The sequence below is a fragment of the Candidatus Tisiphia endosymbiont of Temnostethus pusillus genome (assembly GCF_964264675.1).
Classification (GTDB): domain Bacteria; phylum Pseudomonadota; class Alphaproteobacteria; order Rickettsiales; family Rickettsiaceae; genus Tisiphia.
This window is the reverse complement of the sequence record NZ_OZ183472.1, coordinates 558,042-584,352: the sequence shown is the minus strand read 5'-3', so window position 1 is coordinate 584,352 and position 26,311 is coordinate 558,042. Positions and strand designations below refer to the sequence as shown.

The window sequence follows — 26,311 nt, the reverse complement described above, 5'->3', positions numbered from 1 at the left end:
TCAAGAGTCGGTAGACGATAGTATCCCAGCTTTCGCTTGGATGACATAATGGCGGTAGGGGCAACATCACCCCACAAATGTTGAAAGTTAAAAAATCGTCTATTAGCGAAGTGCTGTTTTAAGATATCTCTTATCATGCTTTTCTAGTTCGCTGTAGTGTTGTGAATCTGCATAGGAACAAAGGTCTTGATATTCCTTTACATTTACTAATGATTTTTCTAATCAGTATGCTTTCTTTTCATAACTAATTACCTTAATTATTGATTGTATTTTTTCTAAAATTAAGTTTCAAAGATGACTCTCAGCAAATTGCCAATTAATCATATGTTCTATATAAACTGAGACATAGTCTAGACGCTTATTACGATAATCTATATAGTATGCATGCTCCCAAACATCACAGGTAAGCAGAGGTTTCATAGATTTAGTAATAGGAGTTTCACCATTACTAGTTTTTACTATTTGTAATTTCCCATTATTAGAGACTAACCACGCCCAGCCGCTACCAAATTGACTTACTGCTGCTTGCTTAAATTCAGTAGCAAAATTCTCATAACTGCCAAAATCTTTATTTATCTGTTCCAATATCTTACCAGTAGGCTTTCTTCCACCTGAAGGCTTAATAGAATGCCAAAAGAAAGTATGATTCCATATTTGTGCTGCATTATTAAATATGGCTGCTTCAGTTGGTTTTATGCTTGTAGAAATTATTAATTCTTCCAAACTTTTTTTCTGCAATTCCTGATTATCTTGTAAAAGATTATTCAGGTTAGTTACATATGTTTGGTGGTGTTTCCCATGGTGGTAGTCAAAAGTTTCAGGGGAAAAATGCGGAACAAAATCACTTTTACCATAAGGTAATTCCGGTAAGACAAAAGGATAAGATGTTTGGTTAGATTGTTTGCAATATATCATAATTTCCTCAATTTTAGTATAAAATACTTACTTTTTTATTAAGCACTCTCGTTGTCATTCCAATTTTGGATTAATAAAATTAATCCGAAATTGAGGTTTAGTATATCATAACTATATAACTTTTGCAGGCTATTTTTTGAATTCCCACTTTTAGCTAGGAATGACATCGAAGACTATTGAGCTGGATTGCACTGTTTTGTCGGTTACCTAGTATGTGTATCTGTTTTTTTTACCCCCAAATTCGGTGTAGGTGCTTCTGTTTCTTTTTGAGAAGAAGTAACTGCTTTTCTCAACCCTGCTAGTGCATTTGTGATATCTGCTGAGCCAACAACAAACCCCGGTCTCTTTTGCTCAGTCTGCGGATTGGTTGTTGGAGATACTTCTACAGCTGTTTCTAATTTTCTAATATTAGGTAGCGAGTTTGTACTAGGCGGAGGAGGTGGTGGTGGTGGAATTTCTCCAAGCTTAGATTGAGCATTAGGAGGAGATAGTATCTTTTCAGCTGCTGCCTTCTTTTCTGCCTCTTCCTTTAGTGCTGCTGCTATCCTTGGAGCCTCTATCTCCTCTTGTCTTTTTTGGCGTGCTTCTTCTTCTCTTCGCAGCCTTTCAAATTCAGCAGCATCTTTAGCATATGTTGGAGATACCTTCTTATTGCCTTGCCCCTCAACAAATCCTCGACGTGCTACCAACTTTTCCTGCAACTCATTCATAAAGGGATCATCTGCTTGGTCTGCAGGTAATTCATTTAATGTTCGGTCTTCTACTTTGTTTAACTTAAAGTTACCTTTTGTTATAGCCGCCAACAAATCAGCTTGAGATATCTGTTGCAGCACTACATTAGAATGAAGAGGTGAAGGCGGAGGAGGTGGTGGCGGTGGTGCTGGTGGTGGCGTAACTGGATCGTTAGGAGGAGTAACTGTTGCCTGCACTGAGATAGTAAAGTGTGCAGTTTCATGTACTACTACCGGTGCTGTGGTAGCCGTCGTTATATGAGGTTTCTGCTGAGTTTCTACCAAAGATGGGGGCAAAACCCCGGTTTCTTTTACTGGAATGCTTGTAGATATTTGTTCTTGCACAGGGGAAATAGCATTATAGTAACTTTTTATAAGTTCAAGCTCTTTAATAAAATCTGATTCTACTTGTTTTAACTCTTCTTTATGTTGTTTGCTAAATGGAAATTTTAAAAACTTAATAAGAGAACGAGTCCATTCCCTTGCTTTAATAACAATTGGGGAACGATTTTTACTGTTTTCAACCTTTTTGGTTAACGCTTCTAGATTTTTCTGTAAGTTACTTCCATCCGCAACATTTATCGTACTAGTTATAATCTCAGCAACATCTTCTAAATTTTTCTTATCAGGAGAAGATGGTGGTAAGCTAACATAGGCTGCTATTGCAGCCTCAGCTAGCTTATTCACAGATTCATTGGCAAACCTTAAGTTTTCTTTACCACTTGTCATACAACTACTCCTACTTGATTAATATTTCTTAAATATACAATATAACGTTATTAATTTAATGAAGTCAAGGACTCTAAGCAAAAAAACACAAATTGCGATGTAATAAATTATCAGTATAATTCCCTTAGGGCTGAAGCATTGATTCCCTTTCGATGTCACCCCCCTGCTAGCCACAACTGTTGAAAGTTAAAATCGTCTATTAGCGAAGTGCTGTTGTAAGCCTTAAACCGTCATTGCGAGGAGTCGCTGCAAGCGGCGACTTATCTTCGGTGTACCAAGAGTACGAGTCACTGTAGAAGTGAGGAGTGGTGCTGTACTTAACATGGTGGTAGGTCCACCGTAATCGGCTGGTATGAGCAATTATGAACAAAAATACAAGAGCAAATTAGTACAGGCTCTTGAAAAACGTGCAAAAGAATTAGGATTTACTTTAACAGCAGAAAATACTGAAAATCAATATGTTATGTAGCAGTTTGTTGGAAGAGTAAGCAAATGAGCAAAGAAGTAACTGATAATAATTATGAAACTAACCCTACTTCTATATCAAGGCATTTTCTACTTACATCTAGACCTATTATTTTATTCATGATATAATCTCCTTCTTCTTATTGTGCAAGGCTACTATATTTCAAGCACCTTCTGCAATTTGTTCAAAGCAAACCTTGTAAGAGGGTACTTATTCTGTGAACAACTATTTCTGTCTAGAACCTATCAAGTCACCCTCTTATAACTACTTATAACATGTTTTTAAGATATAAGAGTCTAATTTGAGTAAGTAAAAAGTCAAAAAATATGCCAAATCCAATAACTTACACAATAGAAAACTTAAGCGATGCACGAGAGTTCTTATCCAAATTCCATGAGCCGGTTATTTTAACTAACAAAAGTGGTAGCACGAGATATTACGGTATGCTAGTGTGGGATTATATTTTTAAAAAACTAATTGAAGAATTTCCCCAAATCGTAAAAATTATTGTTAATGTAGGAAACGATCACGCAGCTTTATTTACCGCTATCAAACTTAATTACCAAAATATAGTTTATACTGGTAAATCAGCAGAGGCTAGGAAGTTGGCTTTGGCTAATAGTATAACATGAGAACGCGAATTCGGGATAAGAATTATTCCCTCCCTTTTCCAAAAGCCTAGCGATGTCCACGATAATAGACAGTTTTATATGACCGCTCACTATTGGGAAATTTCCGCTCCCTAATTGAGAAGCTACCGAAGCCTCTAATTTCAATACGATTTTGCTCAGCGAGGCTAGACTGTAAATAATCAAATACCAAATCTATAGAATCTTTTATATCTTCCTTAGAAAGATAATTAAGTTCCTTAGATATTTTATCCACTAAATCAGACTTTCTTGCCATAAATTAAAAAATTGCCTTTATCCCTTGAAATTTATTTTTAAGAAAATTTGGTAGAACACTATCAAAATCCTCCATAATAATTTCAAGAAGTTTTGATTTCGGTTTTATTTTAAATTCTTTTACCTTCAAATCTTTATCAATTTTTTTGACTTCCTGTAACCATTTAATCGCATCATCCTCAGAACCCACAGCATCAACAAGTTTTAGTTTCAAAGCTTGGCGACCAGAATATATCCGACCATCAGCTATTTTTTTAACTTCTTCAATTGCTAATCCCCTTCTTAAAGCAACGAGTTCAATAAAATAATCATAAGTATCCTGTACATTAGACATTATAGCTTGACGAACAGCTTCTGTAACTTTCTCAGTAGGATTAGGAGCAGCTTTTAATTCCCCAGATTTAAAATTATTGAAGGTAATACCTAGTGTCTTTGCTAAATCTGTTACTTCTAGAGTTTGGAAAATCACACCAATTGAACCAGTAATCGTTCCATTATGACTAATTATGTAATCCCCTCCTAATGATATCAAATATCCTCCACTCGCTGCCAATGTACCCATAACAATCACTACCGGTTTTTTTGCTGATATTTTTCTGAGTATATTGTAAATTTTCTCTGATCCAACCACAGTTCCACCAGGAGAATTAACATTAACAATTAGAGCATTAATCTTATCATCATCAATGATTTTCTCCAATCTTTTATCACGTTTTGTATCCTCAAAAATTATATCTTCTATTGAAACTGCAGCTATATAGTTACTATTAGTAGTTACATATTCAGAACTTGGCAAATTAAATTTCTTAATCATCACAACAATTAAAACTATAAACATTAAAATTGTTGCTAACTTCCACAGCCTTAATTTTAATTTATTTTGTTTTCTTTCAATTATGTAGTCAGGAGTTATGGTCATTCACTTTACCTATTTGTTTATATGGAAGTATATTCGGTGAACTTCAAGAATTGGCGTTGTCGTGTCTAAAGATCTCCGCTGCTCACGTACTAATGTACGCTCCGCTGCTCGACTTTGACACTCCTAGCTCTTCTTGAAGTTGACCTTCGTCTACCAACTCTTCATTTACGAGCAGTATATAATGGGTGCTTTAGACTATAAGAAGTCAAGGTGCTGTAGGAGTGTGGCATAAAAATTATTTTTATCCTACTTCGCACGCATAATCCGACCTTGATCCCTTTTCCAATCTTGTTCTTTAATAGACTGTCTTTTATCATGTAATTTCTTACCTTTTGCTATGCCTAACTCAACTTTTACTTTATTTTTTTTATTGAAATATAAAGAAAGAGCAACAAGAGTGTAGCCTTTTAGGCGAATTTTACCAATTATTTTCTTTATTTCACTAGAATTAAGAAGCAACTTACGGGTTCTTCTAGTCGAATGATTAAACCTGTTAGCTTTTTCATATTCCGCAATATGACAATTATACAAAAACACTTCGTTTGCCGAATTTTCGGCATGACTATCTTCTATACTAGCTTTTCCTTGACGTAGCGATTTAACTTCACTACCAGTCAATATTATGCCAGCTTCAATTTTTTCTTCAATAAAGTAATTGAAATATGCCTTCTTATTTTGAGCTATTACTTTTTTATATTCCGACATAGTCCATAGCTTTATTTATTTTCTCCTCAGTGACTTTGCCAGCTGAAGTTAAAGGAAGCCGTAACTCATTAGAACATAACCCTAATCTTGCCACAGCATATTTTACCGGTATTGGATTGGATTCTGCAAATAATGCCTTATATATAGGCAATAATTGCTGTTGAATTTGCAGAGCTTCTTGGTAATTACCATCACGACAATTATCCTGTAACTTCTTGCACAAGCTAGGCGTAACATTAGATGCAACAGAAACGCACCCTACTCCCGAATGAACATTATAAGATAACGCTAATTCATCATTACCACACAATAAATTAAAATCTTTGCTTACAGCAGCCTTAATTCTCAAAGGACGTTCTAAATCATTACCTGCATCTTTAAAAGCTACAATACGTGGTAGTTTACTGAGCCTAACTATCGTGTCATCTGAAAAGTCAACCACAGTTCTACTAGGTACTGAATACAGCATTATGGGCAAATTACTTGCCCTATCTATAGAAGCATTATGTATAGCTTCAAAATGTAAATAAATTCCTTCTTGCATGGGTTTTACGTAAGAAGGAATACTACACATAAGCCCATCAACAGGAATTTTTGTACATATTTTTATCATATCTATGGCTATACTGGTAGTAATAGCGGAACAACCTGCTATTATTTGGATACGGTTTTTAGTAATTTCTACAGCTATTTCTAACAAAGATTGATATTCCTGTAAACTTAAGCTAGGACCTTCACCAGTAGAACCAGCAATCACTACTCCATCAACTTTATTATCAATTTGATAGTTAAGTATTTTCTCCAAAGAAACAAAATCTAATTTATTATCCTTAAACGGGGTTATAATGGCTGTAATAAGCCCTTTAAATATATTATTGTTCATCGCATCAGTTCCATTATATCACTATTTATTTACGCACTAAGTCTTTATATTCTTTTTTTAACAAATTAGTAATTTTATTATCTTCAAAGGTAATATTTTGATCACCAAGGTTAATCGATTTAATCCCCTTAACTTCCACAGCTGTACCAGTCATAAAACATTCTTTAAACTCCATTAGCCTATCTATAGTTATGTACTCTTCTATAACCTTGATATTTAAATCATTAGCAAGTTTAATAATTGTTTGACGCGTTATACCATTTAAGAAACTATCGGCTATCGGGGTGAATAATTGCTCATCTTTAACAAAAAAGATATTTGACGTGCTGCATTCAGCAACATACCCCCGCCAATCTAATAAAATTGCATCATCATAACCCATAAATTTAGCTTCTTTTTGGCATACTATCATCATATTATAATGCCCTGATGATTTACATTGTGGTGGTAGTGAGTTTGGATGGCATTTCCGCCAACGTGCAATATGCAAACTTAAATCATCAGAAGGTCTAGGAGTTGATGGAACAGCAGCAATTAATAAATTAACCGATAAATTCGTATTAGTCAGATTAAGAGATTCACTACCATACCAAATTAAAGGACGAACATACGCATCTTTAATATTATTCTTTGTTATAAGTAACTGGTGAGCTGTTATAATATCTTCAAAACTATACGGTACCTCTATACTTAAACTTTTTGCCGACTCTATCAAACGTTGTGTATGTTCTTCTAATTTAAAGATTTTGCCATTATAGGCTTTTTCTCCTTCAAAAACTCCACCAGAATAATGTAAACTATGAGTAAGAGCGTGTATCTTAGCCCCCTGCCAATCAATAAATCTACCATTAATCCAAATATAACCTGATAGTTGATTAAGATTTTTAAACGGCTTTTCAGTTAATGTATTTTCTTGTATTATTGTCATTGTCAATGTTCCACTATTAAACTATAGTAATTCTTATCACCGAAAATTTATTTATGCAAAGCTCAAAACCCCACATTCTTGTAGTCGATGATGATACTCGAATACAAAAACTTTTAAAACAGTTTTTGTATAAAAACAACTTTTTAGTATCAACAGCAGCTTCTGTCCAAGAAGCTGAGGAACTATTAAAATCCTCTATTTATAACTTAATTATTCTAGACGTTATGTTGCCGAATGTTACAGGGCTTGATTTTGCCCATACTATAAGATCAAGTAAAAACCTTATACCAATTGTTATGCTAACTGCACTATCACAACCAAGTGATCGTATCAAGGGATTAGAATCTGGTGCATCTGATTATCTGACCAAACCTTTTGAACCGAAAGAATTATTACTCAGGATTAATAACCTATTAAATAGCTATAATAATTATAAAAAACAAGATGAAATCAAGCGATTTGGCAATAATTATTATAATTTAGAATCAAAGGAATTTATAAAAAATAATCAACCTGTACAATTGAGTTCTACAGAACAAAAATTGCTAGAAGTATTATTAAAACACAATGGACAAGAAATGAAACGTGATGAGTTGTCAAAAATAATGGGAGGGCTTAGCCCTCGCTCTATCGACGTACAAATTGTCAGAATAAGAAGTAAGATTGAAGATGACCCTAAAGAACCAAAATATCTAAAAACCATACGGAATAGCGGTTATGCTATTTATACATAAACTTATACCACAAACTTTACTGGCTAGATTTGTTCTCATTATTATTGTTCCAACATTAATAGGACAAATTCTAGCAGTGTTTTTGTTCTATGATCGTCACTGGTATAATGTTTCTTATTATACTAGCAATATTATTGCTAATGAAATTATTTCCCTTCTTGAACAAGACGACAATAATCTATTAGAAAAAAACACAACAGAGACAAATTATTTAAATTTGTCGTATCAGTTTCATCAAAAATTAAACTTGCCACGCAAACAACCTAGAATTAGTGAAGAATTAGAGATTTTTAAAAATATTATTAACGTAAAAATTAATAAGAAAAATATAGTACAGATTAATGATGCAGGAAGAATTGAAGTATTATTCCAATTGACTGATGGTTTACTAAAAATCACTTTCCCCGCAAAATTATTGATGAATCCAACTGCCTATATTTTTGTCTTATGGTTAATTTTCTTAACTATTTTATTACTTTCTGTTTCTTTGATCTTCTCTAAAAATCAAATTAAGTCCATTTTAACTCTTGCAGATGCTGCTGATCAATTCGGACAAGGAATTACAAGATTACAAACATTTAAACCTTCTGGTGCAAAAGAAATTAAAAAGGCTGGTATTGCTTTTCTTAAAATGAAAGAACGAATTGAAAAACAAATTAGCAAAAGAACTAGAATGCTTGCTATGATTTCGCATGATTTATGTACTCCTTTAACAAGAATGAAGCTACAATTAGAGTTAATGAACAAATCCGAGGAAACGGAAGGGCTTAAGGAAGATATAGTTATTATGCAACAAATGATAAAATCATATCTTGACTTTGCTAGAGGGGAAAATGGCGAAGAAGATCAAATAATCGAATTATCCTCTTGGATATCAAATATCATAAATAAATGGTCTATGACCAATATTGAGTTAATCGCCACAGAACAGTCAGTATATGGACAAATTAAGCCTACCAACTTTGAACGTGCAATATCTAACGTAATAAATAACGCGATAAAATATTCTACAAAGATAAAAATTACTATATGTTCTACCTCTACTAATGTAATAATAAAAATTGAAGATAACGGTATTGGCATAAAGGATGAAGAGAAATTATTAGTATTTAAAGCATTTTATCGTTCAGATAAGTCACGTTCGCTTAATAATTCAGGGAATGTTGGACTTGGTCTTGCTATTACTAAAGAAATAATTATTGATCATGGCGGTACAATATCTTTGCAGGATAGCAAAACTTTAGGCGGTTTATTGGTTGAAATTTCACTGCCTAATCTCAAGTGTTGATGTAAGGCGTCGGGTTAATAGCCTAGGGTATCTTCCTATTACCCATAAGTTTTTCTTGACATTTATGGTAATAGGAAGACTAATAGCTAGGGAACGCCAATTCTTGAAGTTCTACCTGAGTATATGACGTTAATTTAGATATATATGATAAAAACACTGTTTCATTTTCCTATTGTTAGAATTTACCTAATATTTCAGTTTATTACTCGTATTCTATTAAGCTCATATGCTTTATGGCAACAACAAATAACCATATCTGATCTAGTGTCAATTTTTGTTATTGGTACATTTAATGATCTAATATCTCTTTGTTATTTTTTACCAGTAATTTCGCTTGTTATCATTGGCTTCTACAAGTTATTGGCTCGGTATAAATTTTTGTATGTAAGCTGCTCTTTTATCGCTTATTTTTGTACTATTGCTTTACTAATATTTATTGCCATTGCCGAGATTATCTTTTGGGATGAGTTCGGTGTTAGATTTAATTTTATTGCTGTAGATTATCTAATTTATACCCATGAAATCATTGGTACTGTAAAGGAATCTTTGCCCTATATAGAAATATTACTAGGCATTATAATTATTACACTATTAATTGTTTTTTTCTTGAGAAAATACATAATTAATCAAGCAAGTACTCTAAATGGCAAGAAACATATTTTTTGTGTGATAATGCTATTTTTGCTTAGCCTAGTTGCTTTTAATTTCTATAACCCTAATAAAATTGCTTTTAATTCTAATAAATATGCTATCGAACTTGCTAAAAACGGTCCATATGAGTTTTTCTCTGCCTATTTTAATAATAGCTTAGATTATAATAAATTTTATCCAGTAATTGATAAAAACCAGGCTTTAAATATCGTTCGCAGCAATTTATCGAAAGAACAACAAATATACTCAAATGCTACTACTATAGAACGTAATATCAGGGCAAGTTCTTTTAACAGTAATAAATATAATATTGTTTTTATTACCGTAGAAAGTCTGAGTAGCGAATTCATGGGTAAATTTGGCAATCAACAAAATATTACGCCAAATTTGGATAAATTAGCTGAACAAAGCATATTTTTTACCAATCTATATGCAGTAGGAACTAGAACAGTACGAGGTTTAGAAGCTATTACTTTATCAGTACCGCCAACTCCTGGCTCTTCTATTATCCGTCGTCCTGATAATCAGTCATTATTTAATATAGCTACTATTTTTAAGAATCAAGGCTATGCTGTTAACTTCCTATTCGGTGGCTATAGTTACTTTGATAATTTACAAAATTATTTTCATGGTAATGGCTATAATATAGTTGATCAAGGCAATCTAAAATCCAACGAAATAAGTTTCTCCAATATTTGGGGAGTAGCTGATGAGGATATACTAATAAAATCACTGGAGTTAGCTGATCAAAATTATAAGGAAGGCAAAGCCTTTTTCTCATTAATTATGACTACCTCTAACCATCGTCCTTATACTTTCCCCGAAGGTAGGATTGATTTGCCATCTGGTGGTGGACGTAGTGCAGCTGTTAAATACACCGACTATGCTATTGGTAAGTTTCTTGAATTAGCTAAAACTCACCCTTGGTTTGATAATACTATCTTTGTTATTACGGCTGATCATTGTGCATCAAGTGCTGGTAAAACTGATTTACCGGTTAATAAATATCACATACCTCTATTAATATATGCTCCCAATATATTAAAACCACAGATAGTTGATAATTTAGCCAGTCAAATTGATATTGCTCCTACTATTTTGGGATTATTAAATTTTTCGTATAATAGTAAGTTTTTTGGTCAAGATATATTAAACATGCCAGCAAACAGAGCTTTTATCAGCACTTATCAATTGCTTGGCTTCATGAAGGATAATCACTTAGTTATCTTACGACCACAGGAACAAGCAAAAACTTATAAATTAATTGCTGAAGATAAAATAGAGATTGAGAATATTCCTAGTTTAGTGGAAGAAGCTAGTAGTTTTTATCAGGTAGCTCATGATTTATATATTCAGGGTGAAATGAGGGAATAGAGTTCTTGAATTACATCTAATAGTAGCTTATTTTAAGTAAAAATCTACTATTAGATGTAATGACCCTAAGAGATTATAAATTAATTTTTAGACTTGCCAAAAGCATTTTAGAACAAGAATATCACAATCTCAGCCTTTGGTATTTTGTTAGTTTCATTTGCGGTATTGGTACTTATTTTACTTTAAGTAGCGAACCTTCCTTTATATCTATTCTAGCTATTTTCACAATTTCTTTGTCACTAATAATCTTAAGAAATAACATATTTGGGCGATTTATTGCGGGGATAATTATCGCTTTTTCCTGTGGTATGCTAGTTGGCAAATATCGTATATCAAATTTACATGTTGTTGGTATTAAAAAGCCAATAATTTCGAGAATAAGCGGCATCGTAGAATCGATGAAACCGACCACTCATGGTATGCAGGTTATATTATATCAGGTAAAAATTCAAAAACTTAAGCAGGTTTTGCAAAAAGTTAGGATAAGCATGCCGGCAAAATATGCTCAAGAAATTAATATTAACGATAATATTAGCCTAGTGGCTCAGCTTTATAAGCCTCAAAGTAGTATCCTACCAGGTGGCTATGACTTTGGCTTTTATGCATATTTGGCAGATATTAACGCCACTGGCTATGCACTGTCCCCCCCTCAAATTATAGCACATAGTAATCTTTACACTAATAGTTTTATCTATAAAATTAAAAAAAATATTTACAACCGCCTGCTCCAAATACTCGGTTCTATTAAAGGTAATTTCGCCGCAGCAATATTACTAGGAGAAACCAAAGCCATTGATAGAAAATTAATGAAAGAAATGAGACAAAGCGGTATATCTCACATACTTTGCGTTTCCGGTCTACATTTATCATTGGTAGCTATGCTGTTTTTCATATCAGCAAGATTCTTATTAAATCTATCAAATTATATTGCTTACAATTACAACATAAAGTCAATAGCAGCAATTTGTTCTTTAATAGGAAGTTATGGTTATTTGCAACTAAGTGGCACACAAATCGCAGCTACCAGAGCCTTCATTATGACGGCAATTTTTATTTATGCAGTTATGATAGGACGGAAGCCCTACCCCCTAAGATCGCTCGCGATTGCAGCTTGCATAATATTATCGGTAAATCCCGAATATATATTTCATCCAAGCTTCCAATTATCTTTTGTGGCAGTATTATCGCTAACTGCTGGTTACGAATTTTATATAAGAAATCAATGGATTTTAGGTAAAAGCAAGGGCATCTTTTCTTCCATAAAATTTTATATTGCCTCTAATATTTATTCAAGCTTCCTTGCAAGCATAGTAACTGCTCCTGTAGTAATAAACCAATTTTATACATTTCCTACTTATTCTATTCCCATGAACCTTATTGCTGTACCAATAATGTCTTTCTTTCTGATGCCGTTATCTATTATCTCATTATTCTTAATGATGTTTGGTATAGATCAATATTGTTTAAAATTAGTAGGTTTTTTCATTAATATAATTATTGCAGCAGTGAAATTTACTAATAGCTTACCATTATCAGTATGGTATTTTGGTTATATAACCAAAATTAGTTTAATTACTTTCTTATTTGGATTTTTTTGGACTTGTTTATGGAGAACAAAGTGGCATTTCTTAGGTCTGATTATAATGATTATATCTGTAATCTTAATGCTAAATTCTCCTAAGCCTAATTTCATATTTGATATGAATTTAAATGCTGTTGGTATAAAAAATAACAATGGTGAACTTGACATTTATGTCAATGAGATGCCAGAATTTAAACGTATATATTGGGCTAACTGGTTTGGTCAAAAGGATGCTAAAATATTTCCTATAGAAAAAAATATTTTTACTTCCGATGGATACACAATTTTGGTAAACTATAAACCAATTGCTCCAAATAAAATATGTGAAAATGTCGATATATATATTAACATATCAAGTAGAAACCAATGTAAAGGTAACAAAATTACTATTACTAGAGAACTTCTAAGAGAGTTTGAAGTAATAATGATATTTTGTAATCAGCACGAATGTACAATTAAAACAAATAATAAAAAAAGATGGCAGGGTAACTGCAAGAGTTTTTAGTGATTGCTAACATTAATTAAAGATATTTTTATGCCCAAATTAGAGAAGTTTAAATCAGATATAGCTAATATTGTTGGTGAACCAAAGGAAGGCTTTGTACAGGATATAGATAGGTTCAAAAGTCTACTCAACTTTAGCTTTGATTCGAAATATACTCCTGAACTTGCTGAAGCTATGGAAAGCATGGGAATAGAGAAAGAAGTAAAAATACAGGTGTCGTTGGATGATGACTCAACAAATGTACTTTCACAAGCTGTTGAAACTACTGACCAGAAATTTGGTGAATTTAAAGGCAATATTAGCACCACCCTTGATGCTCATGGTAAACTTGCTAAAGGATATTCTGCCGAATATGTTAAAGGACAACCTAATTTAGATAAATTTGGCAAACAAGCTAAACAAATGGATACATTGATAGAAGAGTTTCCACATAAATCCTTACAAAAAACCGAACAAATTGAAACAATTGCAACTATAGGAGCTGGTACAGAGAAAATGTATTCGGCATTGGAATTTTCACCGGCTGATCCAGTACATGTTAGAACCATTACAGATTTAGGTGCAAAACTGAGGCATTATATTAAATCATTTGTTAAATCACCTGAGGAACAGAAAAAGTCTTTTATTGAAAATGGTGTCGGAACAATCCAAGCTATTGATAAAGCAAATAGAAGTGATGGATTGCAAACTAGTAAGACTGCATTAGAAAAGATATTAAGCAAACTTGAGAGTACAGCTGGATCTCAAATATATCACCGTCTGAGAGAAACTTTCAATAAAAACGATATATCTATGGGAAATGGTAGTAGTACTATTAAACCTAATACGACCCCTTCTAACACAAAGCATTCTAATAAAGATAAGGGGCGGTAGATCACCGCCGTAGCCGTAACTCATGGGTGTCAATTTAAGCAGTTTAAGTTCTACCTGAGTATATAAGGTGGGAATACATAGAGTGTCATTTTATGGGAGGCATGATGTTTACATTAGAACAAAAATATTCAGGATTGGTAGCTGGAGTAGATGAAGCTGGCAGAGGTCCGCTAGTTGGTCCTGTAGTAGCTGCATCTGTTATCATTGATCAAACAAAAATCATACATGGTATCAAAGATTCTAAAAAACTTACTAAAACAATGAGGGAGTTGTTATATAAACAAATAACCCAAAATTATGTTTGGTCTGTTGGTATAGTGCATCACGATGAGATAGATATAATTAATATCCTTGAAGCAACTAAAAAAGCTTGTACTATATCAGTAGCAAATCTTGCTGTTAAACCGGATACGGTATTAATAGATGGTAACATGAAATTTCACGATCCAAGATTTATTAGTATAATAAATGGCGATAATTTATCAATTTCTATTGGAGCAGCGTCTATTATTGCGAAAGTTACTAGAGATCGCTTAATGCTTGAATATGCCAAAGAATTTCCGGAATATATGTGGCACAAAAACTCCGGTTATGGTACTAAAGAACATTTAAATGCTATAAGCCTTCACGGTCTTTCGCCTTATCATAGAAAAAGTTTTAAGATAAGAAGTTCTACATTATAGGCTATAACAGGGTTATTTAAAAAAACTTGATTATACTCTTCTGCTCCTACGAATTGTTTTTTGAAAATATCATGGAAAAGAAAAATGCATTCTTAAAGCGGTTTTGCGAATGCATTTTAAACCTTTTTAAAGCTAATTATACTTCTCTGATTTGTTTAAATACTAATTTTTTTTTACTAAATATGTTTATTTTACGAAAAAAATTAGTTAGAGATCTTGGCTTTGACATATCACGTTTATAGCTTTGCTTAGTCATTAATACATAGTTAGAAATTAAGGAAGGTATAACTTCGGAATAATATACTTTATATAATCCTTGCATTGTTGCCATAGTCGTTAAATATCCCCATTTCATCACTTGTTGGGGTACTCTTGCTAGAGCTTCTATACAGGCAATTGTCTCTTCGATCTCAGGGTCACTATTTTTATAAACATCTGCGACTGGTGCTAAATTAAACTTCATATCTTCGATCATAGCTCTAATCATCAAACCCATATATTGTTCCCTTGCAAATCTCTTAATAAAGAGCAAGCCCTTCCTATTAACAGAAAATAAAAATTTCTGTTTATGGATTAATCCAAGTAATTTTGCCCAATAAACCCTTATGCCATGTACCTTGTTTTTATTATAAAATTCTACCTTTTCTTCATAAATAATCATTTGCCTCATCCCCATAGAGAGAAGATTAGCTAATAATTTATTGCAATTAATAATATCATCTTTCCTCGCCTGTTTTACATGAGGCGTTGCTTTCGTTCCAGAGAAATTTGCTGAATGACGACTAATTTGACGACCATTTGCATCTCTTTTAATATCAGCAAAATGCCCAAGTTCCTGCCCAGCTATAATTTGCAACCTAGCAACTGCTGCCCATCCATCACCATAAGTTGGGTGATTTTTATCATTTTCAGCAAATGGATTTCCACCACAGGAAACAAAGACTGCTACATTCTTACCGTCAGTACTTTGCATACCGCTATTAGAACCAGAACGTTGCCAATCAACTATATCCATCATATCACCAATATTATGGGAATAAGTAATAAATACTTGGACCTTATCATGCAATAACCACCTGATAACTATAGGATGTGCTGACTGAACAAAAATCCTTGTTAATCTTTCAGTAACTAGTGGATTAACTGGCTGTAACTTTTGAATTTGTTTTTTCAAGTCTGTATAAATCGATGCCAATTTTTTATCGGATATAGAAGATTTATATAAAGATCTAAATAACTGATTAGTTTGTTCAATTAAATTTGGCTCGGTTATTTCCTCTTTACTTACCATCAAACTAATATTGAATTTTGGATCAGAGAATCTTGCAAAATTACAACTATTATCGGTATCTATTCTAAGTTTACCTGATTTGATTAATTGCTGAGCTAATTGTTCATATTCTATTTGCATGTCCTCAGGATAAATAGCAGGAATCTTATCAAGTATATGATAAATTGAACTCATAGGGGTATACTGCTCGTAAATGAAGAGTTGGTAGACGATAGTATAACTTCAAGAAGAGCTAGGCAGTAGCAAAGTCGAGCAGCGTAGCGTACATTAGTACGTGAGCAGCTTCGATCTTTAGACACGACAACGCCAATTCTTGAAGTTATACCTGAGTATATACTGAATATTTTAAAAGACCTCAAAGACTTTATCCTTAATAACTTCATCAAACTGATCTAACGTTATATCAATACCAAGTTTCTTAAACGAGGTCATAGGCATATCTCTCAAACCACAAGCAATAATTCCGGAGAACATATCAAGATTTGTTGAAATATTTACAGCAACACCATGATATGTAACCCATTTTTTAACTCTAATACCTATTGATGCAATCTTTGCGGGTACACCGTTTTCTTTTACCCATATTCCCACTATACCACTTATAGTAAAAGCTTTAATCCCAAAATATAAAAGGCTATTTATAATCCATTCTTCTAATAGTTTAATATATAGTTTTAAATCCTTTTGCCTTCGTTCTGAGGCTAAATCAAGAATGGGGTATATTACTCTTTGTCCGCTACCGTGGTAGGTAAACTTCCCCCCCCTACCAGTATAAATTACCGGTATATCTCTAGGATTTAATAATTCATTTGCCTTAAAACTAGTACCTGCGGTATAAATATCCTTATATTCAACTAAATAAACAATCTCTTGTGAAGATTTATTGATTAAACTTGTAACCTTATCTTCCATCAACTTTACTGTGTCTTCATATTCTGAAAAGCCTGATAAGGTAACAAATTGAACCATAATATTAACCAAGGGTGAGCGAACGCAAGCAGTACATGAAGTACATAAGTACGCGAAATCCCCGCAATTATTTGCAAAAACCAATTCTTCAAAGCAGAAGAGTATATTATAATAACCTAAGTTCGATATAAGCACCAAACAAAATACTACGCATTATGTAAAAACATAAACAAACTATTAGAACAGTTTATTAGAAGAATTAATAATTCTTCTATAGAACTGGCTTTGTCATAAGGAAAAATGCACTCTTGAAGTAATTCTGCGGGTGCATTTTAACTTTTTTCATTATTCAATATGTGATTTTAATAATTAAAATCACATATTGAATGGAGTATTATATTTTAACAATCAGGTGTAGAACTCGATAATCAAGTTTTTCCTTAACCAAGGTCATTGCGAGGAGGCGATGGAATCGCCTCCTCGCAATGACCTTGGTTATTTTTCTGCAACTTTTAAATTGCCATGACGAGCTTTAAAACCGCTCCTTTTTCTAACTTTCAACAGTTGTGGGGGCATCGTTCTGATGATTATTTTATTCTGTTAACCGATGCCGGTGAGAAGAAATCGCCTTGCATATTATCAATTTTTAAGTTGATTAAAAAATTGGCTATCTCCCCATTTTCAACAAATTCTGCTACAGTTTGAACGCCTAAATTCTCAGAAATTTTAATTAATCGTTTAATGAAATCTTGACTTTGTATATCGCTAGTGATGTTACGTACGTAACTACCATCAATTTTAATAATATCTATCGGTAGATTTTGTAATTGTTTAAATGAAGTAAACCCAGCTCCAAAATCATCCAAAGCAAATTTACAACCGTATTTTCTTAGTCTGTGCATAAAGGATTTTATTTGTTGGTAATGCTGATTAAGGGTAGTCTCAGTAATCTCAATAATTAACCTTCCTGAAACATCATATGTTTGTAATAGTTTTTCTGCTATCTCTAGGAGAGAAGCATCTAATATACCAATATTTGAAATGTTAACTGCAAGCACTAAGCTAGGGTTAGCATCTAGTTCTTTGATTGCCATTTCTAGCACTATTTGATCTATTATAAAAATTAAACCTTTCTTTTCAGCTTCTAGAATTATTGCTCCTACAGAAAATAGATTGTTATTTGTGTCAGGAATCCTTAGTAAACATTCATAGTAATGAATTTTCATTGTTTTACGGTCAATAACTGGCTGATAAGCAAAAACCATTGTTTTGTTTAATAAAGCTTTTCTTAAGAGATTCAGCTGCTTATTAGACTCTTTAACACACTCTATATTATAATATTTATCATACTTACGATAATAACTTTGGTCACCTTGATAAGAACCTAGCCAATTTAATAGATTATATACTTCTTCAGCTTTATTGGTAAATTTGGGAAACTCTATGCTAGCACTACTGCAATTCATATAAACTGCAGGTAATAGATCATCGACATAAAGTTGAGATAATAAATATATTTTTAGGACAACTTCCTTAACTAGATTTTGGTCTAGTGTGGGTAAAAGCAACAATATTCTATCATGCTCAATTTGTTTATAAACTGATATAGAAGGAGCAGTAATTAATTTATTACAAACTTCAGAAATAATTTTATTAAATTTGTCAATTATATAAATATCTCCTCCCATCATAGCATTCAATTCGTCGTAATTTAATAACTTAAAAGAGATACAATACCCATGCCCGGCTTTATCAAGCTCAGATTGCAAATTTCTAATTTTTGTATCTAATTCTGCCATAACCAACTAAATAATAATATTTGCTAAATACTAAAATCCCAGTAGACTTGATACAAGTAAAAGTTTTATATATATATAACTATGACCAAAATAAATAGAATAAAAAGAAAACTAGATGTGTTAAAACCACATTATTGCGAAATAGTTGACGAAAGTTACAAACATGCCAGCCATAATGGTGGCATTACTGAAAGTCATCTTAAGATCAAAATTTTTACAGCAGTTTTTATAGGAAAAAGTTTGCTAGAACAGCATAAAATAATTAACAATCTTTTAGCAGATGAACTAGCGAGCGGACTACACGCATTATCAATTGATACGAAACCCCCCACTCACCTTACTCGATCTTGAAATAAATTTATTATGCTTAATATGTGTAATTGGAACAAAAATTTACCTATTATAATGCTTGTTATTTTAGCTTGTGTAATATGGTATATACCGGCCCCTGAAGGACTTGATGTTAAGGTGTGGCATCTTTCTATTATATTTATTACCACTATTGCAGCTATAATTCTTAATCCTTTACCTATGGGTGCTATAGCCTTATTTAGCATACTCTGTTGTATTCTGACGCAAACCCTTTCCTTAGAACAAAGTCTATCCGGGTTTAGTCATAGCATTATATGGCTGGTGCTGTTTGCTTTTTTTATTGCTCAGGGTTTTATAAAAACAGGCTGTGGGGAACGGATAGCTTATCACATCATTCTACTTGTCGGACAAAGTACCCTTGGTCTTTCATATGCTTTGGTAATTGTTGATTTTATACTTGCACCTTTTATTCCTAGTGTATGTGCTAGGGGAGGAGGGATAATTTTTCCTATCACTCAGTCACTCTGCACCGCTTACTCTGATAAAACAAATTACAAAACATCCGTTTCAAACGGTGGATTTCTCATGAAAGTAGTCTTTCAATCAAATGTGATAACTAGTGCTATGTTTATTACCTCTATGGCCGCTAATCCTTTAGCTGTTAAGTTCGCAGCTGATGCTGGGATTATAATTACATGGAGTGACTGGGCAATAGCAGCTATAGTGCCAGGCGTGATTTCTCTTGCTGTAATGCCTCTTATTATTTATTATTTACATCCACCCTCAATTAAATACGATCCATCTGCTATACAAATAGCTAGGGCAAAATTGCAAGAAATAGGTGATATATCATTGCAAGAGATTATTATGCTAATAACTTTTGTAATTCTAATTTTTTTATGGATGCTTGGCAGCAAATGGGGATTATCAGCTACTACAGTTGCATTGTTGGGAGTATGTATTTTATTATTATGCAAAATAATTAAGTTTGAAGATACTCTTGCAGATAAAGGGGCATGGCATACCTTTATTTGGTATGGCACTTTAGTTATGATTTCAAGTTTTTTGTCTGATTTTGGTTTAATATCATGGGTTAGTGATAAACTTAGAGACAATTTATTAAGTTTTTTCTCTCCAATGATTGGTATAATTATACTTTCTATAATATATTTTTATATACATTACTTTTTTGCCAGTACTACAACCCATATTGCTATACTTTTTCCTACTTTTCTAGCGTTATTTATGCATGCTAAAATGCCTGGTTTACTATCTGCATTGATACTCAGTTTTTTATCAATATTATCTTCGGGGCTTACTCATTATGGACTTAGTAGTGCTCCAATATATTTTGAGACAGGATATATGAAGATCAGAACATGGTGGTATCTTGGTTTAATTTTGAGTCTAGTATATGGCATTATATGGATTTTTATAGGCGGTATGTGGTGGAAAACACTAGGTTTGTGGTAGAATTGCTACTAGAATATATAGCAATCATTGCTGACTAATTTTATTTATTATAAAATTAGTCTTTAACCTTGTATAATTTGCTGTTAGACTCTCTTTTAAGATTAAATATGATAGGAGTCTATACCAATAGGTTATATATTATGACAGATGACAAAAAAGAATCTACGCCGTTTGAAAACCTTGAAAGTTCTGAGATAGGTAGTACTACAATTGTGCCTAAAGAGATAGAAATAGCTAATACCTTAGACAATCAAACAGTGCAACCCAAGCAAAGAAAAGCAGAGCTTTCCAAAAGCTTTGATGATATGGAGCTTGAACGTGAAAATAAGTTAAAACGTACTCTCTCTCAAAAATCTGTAAAAAGTAAAGATGATTTACATATAATTGAGCAAGAGAAAAGTGAAAGATTAAAATCGGTTAAAACAAATGAAGTTAAAATTTCAGATGAATTTGCAAAATCTTTAGAACAGGAAAATACAGAACCAAAGACAGAATCAAAATTTAAGAGATTTTTAAATAAAATTAAAGCTGCTTGGGATTGGACAAAGAGTACGAGGCTTTTCAAAGGTATAGAGTGGCTGTTAGATACAAAATTGGCGAAGGTGCTATTTGCTAGCGCTATAGGTCGTACTGTTACAATTGCACTTGCAATAGTAACACTAGCTGGAGTTTCCCCTCCAGCAGCCTTGGCCGCGGCTGCAATAGCATTAGCTGGAGTAACTAGCGAAATAATAGTTGATGTTATCAAAACAAGAAGACTCCGTAAACTTGCCCAAGAAAATGACCTATTGATGCAAAATAGAGGGGACATAGACAAGCAACAATACTTACTACTACTCGATCCCAAATTAGCCAAGGCATTAGAAAATAAATTACATGTCCCAAATAATCATGTTCCAAATGGCAAAGATAAAAATTACCACTATGTAGATCCTAAAATAGAAATAGCATTTAGTACAAGCAAGTTCTTAGTTGATAATCTTCAAAATGCCGCTAATTTAGCGTCTAACATAACTGCTGCTACTAGTGGGAATCCTGTTAAGATTCTTACAGCACTAAAAAGTGGTACACTTTCAGCTATTTCTATAGTTGAGTCAGGTGTAAAGGCAAAGGACTCAGCTAACTTTATTACAGCATTTAAAATCAATATTAATAATGAACGCCGTAAGAATGATGTCCCCTATTATGGGGGTTTACCAGAGTTACTTGATATCACCCAAAAACAACATATCCAAACTGCAGCTTTGGTTGAATTAATGCAAAATAAGGATTATTTTAAGTTAACCGATGAGCAAAAACAAGATAAATTTGATATATATAAACAAGTTTTAACTGAACTGATGTTTGACAAAAATTATAATAAGTTAACCGATGAGCAAAAACGAGCTACACTTCATACAGCAGTCAATAAGTTTGAAGAAAAATCTAATGAAAAAGCAACTGAACCTGAAACTAAAGAAAAGAATAAAAGTAATAATATACTGACAGCAGCTGCAAAAGGTACACTAAGCCTTTTAAAAGATATAGGTAGGACACATAATCCTTTTTATGAACAACCTAAGGTAATAAGGGATTATAGCCCATTAACGAAAGCTATGGAGGCTGCTAAAAAATCTGCTAAAGAGATCGTAACACCTGAGGTTATAGCACAGTTACGGAAAAGTAAATCTGAACCAAATTTATTACAAGAAGAAGAACGCTTTCTTCATCGGAAAAAACTGCAGAGAAGTAATTCTATAGATAACCATAATCAACATTCTATGTGACTGATCTACCACTCCTATCGTTCTTATTTACTGGTGGTTTTACTGGAGGAGTACTAGGAGGTGAAGTAATAGATGAAGTACTAGAACGCAAAGGTTTATGAGTATCATGCTGTGCTAAATTATGCCTTAGTCTTTTTGCCCTAGATACTTCTCTGCTTGTTTTTTGTTCTTCTTTTAACAATTTTGCTTTCTTTTGTGCCTGTATTACTGGTGCTAATATTTCTTCTCTTCTCTGCCTAAACTCCTCTATATTTTGTTGTTTAGGAGATGGAGTATCTTTATTTTGTGAATTGTTCAAGAGTTCTTTAACAATATCAATAACCTTATCTATAATCTTTGCAAACCAGCTTTTTTCCGGCTTTATATCATCCAAAATAGCGTTTTCCTTTGGAACATCGGGTTGTTTATTATTATTGTTAATCTTCGGTTTAGATGGGTTCTGCTCCTGTACCTTACGAGAATTAGCTGCTAAATTATTATTCCTTTGGCTATTATTCCTTGGGCGTGGGGCTACTTTACCTATTGGTTTTGTTGACTGAAGTATTTTTTTCTCATCTTCTTTTAATTTTTTCAGTGTTTCTCGCAAATCGTCTACAGTTGGAATTGGACCTTCCACAGTTGGAGTTGGATCTTTTTTTAATTTATTAAGTCTAGCTTCTATTTCTTGATCTTTTCGTTTACCTAATTCAGCAGATTTATTATCTAAATTAACTTCAGACTGCATTTCTTCCATCAACTTATCTACTTCCGAAGACGAAACAGAACCACCCGTTCTATCTAATGAGTCATTAATCATATCTGTCACCATCTCGGATTCCAACAATTTCTTATCTAACTCGCCAAGTGTTTTCTCAAATTTTTCATTAATATTTTGTATTTTCTTACTCAAATTATTAGATTTTTTCTTGGACATAGTAACTAACCCGCTATTTAAATACATGAATTATTATAGTTTATTCTATTAAATACTACTAAATAATTTTATCAAATGTATATTTTTTAAGATATTTGCTTGTAAGATTGTTACTTTTGTGATATAAGTTATATGCTATAATTATAGCTTATTTTCTATGCAACAAGACCTTGCTCCTCCACTATCAAATAAGCAGTTACTTGCATTCTTTGCAATGATAGTGGGAATGTTTATGGCAGTGTTGGATATTCAAATTGTTGCCAGTTCTTTATCAGTCATTGCAGCCGGTCTTTCTGCTTCTAGTGATGAATTATCTTGGGTTCAAACATCATATCTTATAGCAGAAGTGATTATAATACCAATAACCGGTTTTACAGCCAAGCTTCTCTCCACTAGAATTTCTTATTTTATTGCTGCTCTTGGTTTTACCGTTATGAGTATTCTATGTTCGCTTGCCAGCAATATAGAAACAATGATTATTTTTAGAGCTTTACAAGGATTTTTTGGTGGAGCAATGATACCAACTGTTTTTAGTACAATATTTATAATTTTTCCTGCCTCAAAACGCCCAGTAGTTACTGTGATAGTAGGATTAGTCGTAACAATAGCCCCAACACTTGGACCAACACTTGGTGGTTACATTACTGAAAACTTATCTTGGCATTTTATGTTTTTACTCAATGTAATACCTGGTATTTTTGTTTGTGTGGTCGTATATTTATACGCTGATTTTGATCAACCTAATTACAATTTGCTCAAGAATTTTGATTTTGTTGGCATTATTTTATTGACTGTTACTCTTGCTTCTTTGCAATATGTTTTAGAAGAAGGAAATAAGAAAGGTTGGATAGAAGATAATTTGATATTATTCCTTATCATACTAATTGTTGTTGGGTTTATTATGCTAGTTATTAGAGAACTGACATTTATTAATCCAATCTTAGATTTAACAACTTTTGCTAACAAAAATTTTACCTTTGGTTGTATCTACTCTTTTGTCATAGGTATAGGATTGTATGGTGCAGTCTATTTATTACCTTTATTTTTATTTACAATAGCTGGTTTTAATACTGTACAAATTGGTTTCACCATGATGGTTACTGGTATAGCACAATTTCTGTCAGCTCCACTTGCAGGAAAAATGCTTAGTTCTGGATTAGATTTAAGAATTATTTTGGCTATCGGCCTAGCTACATTTAGTTTAGGTTGCTACCTAAATAGTTTTCTAACAGCAGATGCTAAATTTGCCGAATTTTTTTTACCACAATTTATTAGGGGACTGGCGATGATGTTTTGCTTTTTACCTACTAATAATATTGCTTTAGGCAGTATGAGTAAAGACAAGGTGGGGAATGCTAGTGGGTTGTATAATCTTACTCGTAATCTTGGAGGAGCTGTTGGTCTTGCAGTTATTAGCACCCTTCTTACAGATAAAACTAAGATTTTTAGCCAATATTTAAATGAGAATATTTCTTCCACTTCACCCTCTATTCTAATGAAATTACAATTTCTAGGACAATTATTGGATGGTAAAGTGGTTGATCCAGAAAAGGCTTCGTATTTTTGGTTAGCCAGTAATATAAATAAGGAAGCATTTGTAATTGCGATAAATAGCATTTTTGGTATTATAAGTGCATTATTTTTTGTGGTAATGATCTTTCTACCGTTTACATCAACTGTTAAAGGTGGAGGAAAGTATGATGCACACTAAAATCTTTACTTTAATTACTTTGTTATTGGTGTTGTTTGGTCTAACAGGAATACCTACTGATGTTTTTGCATTGTTGGTTTTCTTGATTATCCCCAGTATATCTTATCTTGTGGCAATAAAACTCAATTTGATCCCTGATAGGATCTATTTAAATTATCGTTCTATATTATATTTTATTTGGTTAATTAAAGAAATAGTTGTATCTAGCTTAGGAGTAATGAAGATTATATGGCGTAGAGATCTTAAACTACAGCCAGTCTTTGAGTGGATTAATTCAGAACAAAAAAACGATACAAGTCTTGTAATATATGGTAATTCTATTACTCTTACACCAGGAACTGTAACACTTAACATATCAAATAGTATGTTATTAGTTCATGCTCTAGAACAATCATCAATCGACAATCTAAAATTTGGTAATTTTACTATGAGTAAAAGAGTTCAGCACATTTCAAAGAACAACTAAAAAGAACGACTATAGTCAATTCAGGAGAATTGGATAGCAGGAGCGATGGAGCAAAGCCTTATAGATATACTCAGGTAGAACTTCAAGAATTGGCGTTGTCGTGTCTAAAGATCTCCGCTGCTCGACTTTGACACTCCTAGCTCTTCTTGAAGTTATACTATCGTCTACCAACTCTTCATTTACGAGCAGTATAATAGGCGAGCGATCGAAGACGACGTTACCAAATTCTCATCAATTGACCCTATCATGAACGATAGGGGCGAATTCCTTAACTACAGCTTTGTAAAGCTTGCGTTTAAAGGGAATTATAATTGACAATAACTCATCAAACTTAGCCCAACGCCATTCCTCAAACTCTGGGTTATGAGTATTAATATTAATATCTTCGTTAGTACCGGTAAACCTAATTAGAAACCATTTTTGTTTTTGACCTCGGAAATTACCACCCCATAATTTAGGTATTAAAATTTTAGGTACATCATAGCTATACCAATATTTGCTTTCTGCAATAATATAACCTTTATTACAACCTATCTCTTCAAACATTTCTCTAAGGGCAGCAACACTAGGCGTTTCTCCTAGATCTATACCGCCTTGAGGCATTTGCCAAGCTGCTATTTTGGTATCTATTCTTTTACCAACAAATATTCTATTAGCACTATCTATTATCATCATGCCTACACTTGGCCTATATGGCAATTCACGATAACATTTATAAATAGTTTCATTTTTCATGATTTTAGGTTTTTATATGAAAGGTAGACTTCTTTAAGAACTACCCTCTCATAAGCTAATTTTAC

General features: G+C 32.8%; 24 protein-coding genes. 12 read left to right on the top strand and 12 right to left on the bottom strand.

What is annotated here, in order from left to right; translation table 11 throughout:
- Positions 1-288: 288 nt before the first annotated feature.
- On the bottom strand, positions 289-915 hold the full coding sequence (locus tag ACFEL2_RS02870) for a superoxide dismutase (protein WP_341755191.1): 627 nt from the start codon (positions 913-915) through the stop codon (positions 289-291).
- Between the two features lie 203 nt (positions 916-1,118).
- Positions 1,119-2,375 (bottom strand): hypothetical protein, encoded by a 1,257-nt coding sequence (locus ACFEL2_RS02865; protein WP_341752254.1) that lies wholly within the window; start codon positions 2,373-2,375, stop codon positions 1,119-1,121.
- Between the two features lie 792 nt (positions 2,376-3,167).
- On the opposite strand from ACFEL2_RS02865, the gene ACFEL2_RS02860 reads away from it, so the two are divergent.
- Positions 3,168-3,473, top strand: coding sequence for a hypothetical protein (locus ACFEL2_RS02860; protein WP_341755193.1), 306 nt, complete (start codon positions 3,168-3,170; stop codon positions 3,471-3,473).
- 46 nt (positions 3,474-3,519) lie between these two features.
- Here the strand turns inward: ACFEL2_RS02860 and ACFEL2_RS02855 are convergent, their stop codons facing one another.
- The 5 genes from ACFEL2_RS02855 to ACFEL2_RS02835 form a co-directional block, all read right to left on the bottom strand.
- On the bottom strand, positions 3,520-3,747 hold the full coding sequence (locus ACFEL2_RS02855; protein WP_341761935.1) for an HU family DNA-binding protein: 228 nt from the start codon (positions 3,745-3,747) through the stop codon (positions 3,520-3,522).
- A 3-nt stretch (positions 3,748-3,750) separates the two neighbouring features.
- Positions 3,751-4,665, bottom strand: a complete 915-nt coding sequence (gene sppA, locus ACFEL2_RS02850) for a signal peptide peptidase SppA (protein WP_375332198.1) — start codon at positions 4,663-4,665, stop codon at positions 3,751-3,753.
- Between the two features lie 246 nt (positions 4,666-4,911).
- Positions 4,912-5,370, bottom strand: a complete 459-nt coding sequence (gene smpB / locus ACFEL2_RS02845; RefSeq protein ID WP_341752258.1) for an SsrA-binding protein SmpB — start codon at positions 5,368-5,370, stop codon at positions 4,912-4,914.
- Positions 5,357-6,253 (bottom strand): 4-hydroxy-tetrahydrodipicolinate synthase, encoded by an 897-nt coding sequence (dapA, locus tag ACFEL2_RS02840; RefSeq protein WP_341752259.1) that lies wholly within the window; start codon positions 6,251-6,253, stop codon positions 5,357-5,359. Before dapA ends, smpB begins: the two co-directional genes overlap by 14 nt.
- A 25-nt stretch (positions 6,254-6,278) precedes the next feature.
- Positions 6,279-7,181 (bottom strand): branched-chain amino acid transaminase, encoded by a 903-nt coding sequence (locus ACFEL2_RS02835; protein WP_341752260.1) that lies wholly within the window; start codon positions 7,179-7,181, stop codon positions 6,279-6,281.
- 53 nt (positions 7,182-7,234) lie between these two features.
- Between ACFEL2_RS02835 and ACFEL2_RS02830 the strand changes: the two genes are divergently transcribed.
- The 6 genes from ACFEL2_RS02830 to ACFEL2_RS02805 all read left to right on the top strand — a co-directional run bounded on the left by ACFEL2_RS02830 (position 7,235) and on the right by ACFEL2_RS02805 (position 14,871).
- Positions 7,235-7,915, top strand: coding sequence for a response regulator transcription factor (locus ACFEL2_RS02830; protein WP_341752261.1), 681 nt, complete (start codon positions 7,235-7,237; stop codon positions 7,913-7,915).
- Positions 7,899-9,203: a sensor histidine kinase gene (locus tag ACFEL2_RS02825; protein ID WP_375332197.1), complete on the top strand. Its 1,305-nt coding sequence runs from the start codon at positions 7,899-7,901 to the stop codon at positions 9,201-9,203. Before ACFEL2_RS02830 ends, ACFEL2_RS02825 begins: the two co-directional genes overlap by 17 nt.
- A gap of 144 nt (positions 9,204-9,347) precedes the next feature.
- Positions 9,348-11,228, top strand: a complete 1,881-nt coding sequence (locus tag ACFEL2_RS02820; RefSeq protein ID WP_375332196.1) for an LTA synthase family protein — start codon at positions 9,348-9,350, stop codon at positions 11,226-11,228.
- 59 nt (positions 11,229-11,287) lie between these two features.
- Entirely contained in the window at positions 11,288-13,315 is a 2,028-nt protein-coding gene (locus ACFEL2_RS02815; protein ID WP_375332195.1) for a ComEC/Rec2 family competence protein, read from the top strand.
- 30 nt (positions 13,316-13,345) lie between these two features.
- Complete coding sequence (locus ACFEL2_RS02810; RefSeq protein ID WP_341752265.1) at positions 13,346-14,188, top strand: hypothetical protein; 843 nt, start codon at positions 13,346-13,348, stop codon at positions 14,186-14,188.
- A 101-nt stretch (positions 14,189-14,289) separates the two neighbouring features.
- Positions 14,290-14,871: a ribonuclease HII gene (locus ACFEL2_RS02805; RefSeq protein ID WP_375332194.1), complete on the top strand. Its 582-nt coding sequence runs from the start codon at positions 14,290-14,292 to the stop codon at positions 14,869-14,871.
- A gap of 136 nt (positions 14,872-15,007) precedes the next feature.
- Here the strand turns inward: ACFEL2_RS02805 and ACFEL2_RS02800 are convergent, their stop codons facing one another.
- From ACFEL2_RS02800 to ACFEL2_RS02790, 3 genes are all read right to left on the bottom strand, one after another.
- The gene (locus ACFEL2_RS02800) at positions 15,008-16,336 is read right to left on the bottom strand and encodes a DUF2748 family protein (RefSeq protein ID WP_375332193.1); all 1,329 of its coding nucleotides are present in this window, start codon (positions 16,334-16,336) and stop codon (positions 15,008-15,010) included.
- Positions 16,337-16,507: 171 nt separating this feature from the next.
- Entirely contained in the window at positions 16,508-17,131 is a 624-nt protein-coding gene (gene lipB, locus ACFEL2_RS02795) for a lipoyl(octanoyl) transferase LipB (RefSeq protein WP_341752268.1), read from the bottom strand.
- 527 nt (positions 17,132-17,658) lie between these two features.
- Positions 17,659-18,870 (bottom strand): EAL domain-containing protein, encoded by a 1,212-nt coding sequence (locus ACFEL2_RS02790; RefSeq protein WP_375332192.1) that lies wholly within the window; start codon positions 18,868-18,870, stop codon positions 17,659-17,661.
- An 81-nt stretch (positions 18,871-18,951) separates the two neighbouring features.
- Here ACFEL2_RS02790 and ACFEL2_RS02785 point away from each other — a divergent pair, with 81 nt between their 5' ends.
- The 3 genes from ACFEL2_RS02785 to ACFEL2_RS02775 all read left to right on the top strand — a co-directional run bounded on the left by ACFEL2_RS02785 (position 18,952) and on the right by ACFEL2_RS02775 (position 22,421).
- Positions 18,952-19,221, top strand: coding sequence for a BolA family protein (locus tag ACFEL2_RS02785; RefSeq protein WP_341752270.1), 270 nt, complete (start codon positions 18,952-18,954; stop codon positions 19,219-19,221).
- Positions 19,222-19,233: 12 nt separating this feature from the next.
- Positions 19,234-20,655, top strand: a complete 1,422-nt coding sequence (locus ACFEL2_RS02780; protein WP_375332191.1) for a DASS family sodium-coupled anion symporter — start codon at positions 19,234-19,236, stop codon at positions 20,653-20,655.
- A 140-nt stretch (positions 20,656-20,795) separates the two neighbouring features.
- Positions 20,796-22,421 (top strand): hypothetical protein, encoded by a 1,626-nt coding sequence (locus tag ACFEL2_RS02775; RefSeq protein ID WP_375332190.1) that lies wholly within the window; start codon positions 20,796-20,798, stop codon positions 22,419-22,421.
- On the opposite strand, the gene ACFEL2_RS02770 is transcribed toward ACFEL2_RS02775, so the two are convergent.
- The gene (locus tag ACFEL2_RS02770) at positions 22,414-23,334 is read right to left on the bottom strand and encodes a hypothetical protein (RefSeq protein WP_375332189.1); all 921 of its coding nucleotides are present in this window, start codon (positions 23,332-23,334) and stop codon (positions 22,414-22,416) included. The two genes, ACFEL2_RS02775 and ACFEL2_RS02770, sit on opposite strands and share 8 nt — an antisense overlap.
- A 157-nt stretch (positions 23,335-23,491) precedes the next feature.
- Here ACFEL2_RS02770 and ACFEL2_RS02765 point away from each other — a divergent pair, with 157 nt between their 5' ends.
- Together ACFEL2_RS02765 and ACFEL2_RS02760 are read left to right on the top strand one after the other, a co-directional pair.
- Complete coding sequence (locus tag ACFEL2_RS02765) at positions 23,492-25,045, top strand: DHA2 family efflux MFS transporter permease subunit (RefSeq protein WP_342260078.1); 1,554 nt, start codon at positions 23,492-23,494, stop codon at positions 25,043-25,045.
- Positions 25,032-25,511 carry a Na+/H+ antiporter subunit E gene (locus tag ACFEL2_RS02760; RefSeq protein ID WP_375332188.1) on the top strand — a complete coding sequence of 160 codons (480 nt, stop codon included), beginning with the start codon at positions 25,032-25,034 and terminating at the stop codon, positions 25,509-25,511. Before ACFEL2_RS02765 ends, ACFEL2_RS02760 begins: the two co-directional genes overlap by 14 nt.
- Positions 25,512-25,742: 231 nt before the next feature.
- On the opposite strand, the gene ACFEL2_RS02755 is transcribed toward ACFEL2_RS02760, so the two are convergent.
- Positions 25,743-26,246, bottom strand: coding sequence for an RNA pyrophosphohydrolase (locus ACFEL2_RS02755; RefSeq protein WP_341751111.1), 504 nt, complete (start codon positions 26,244-26,246; stop codon positions 25,743-25,745).
- Positions 26,247-26,311: the final 65 nt, after the last annotated feature.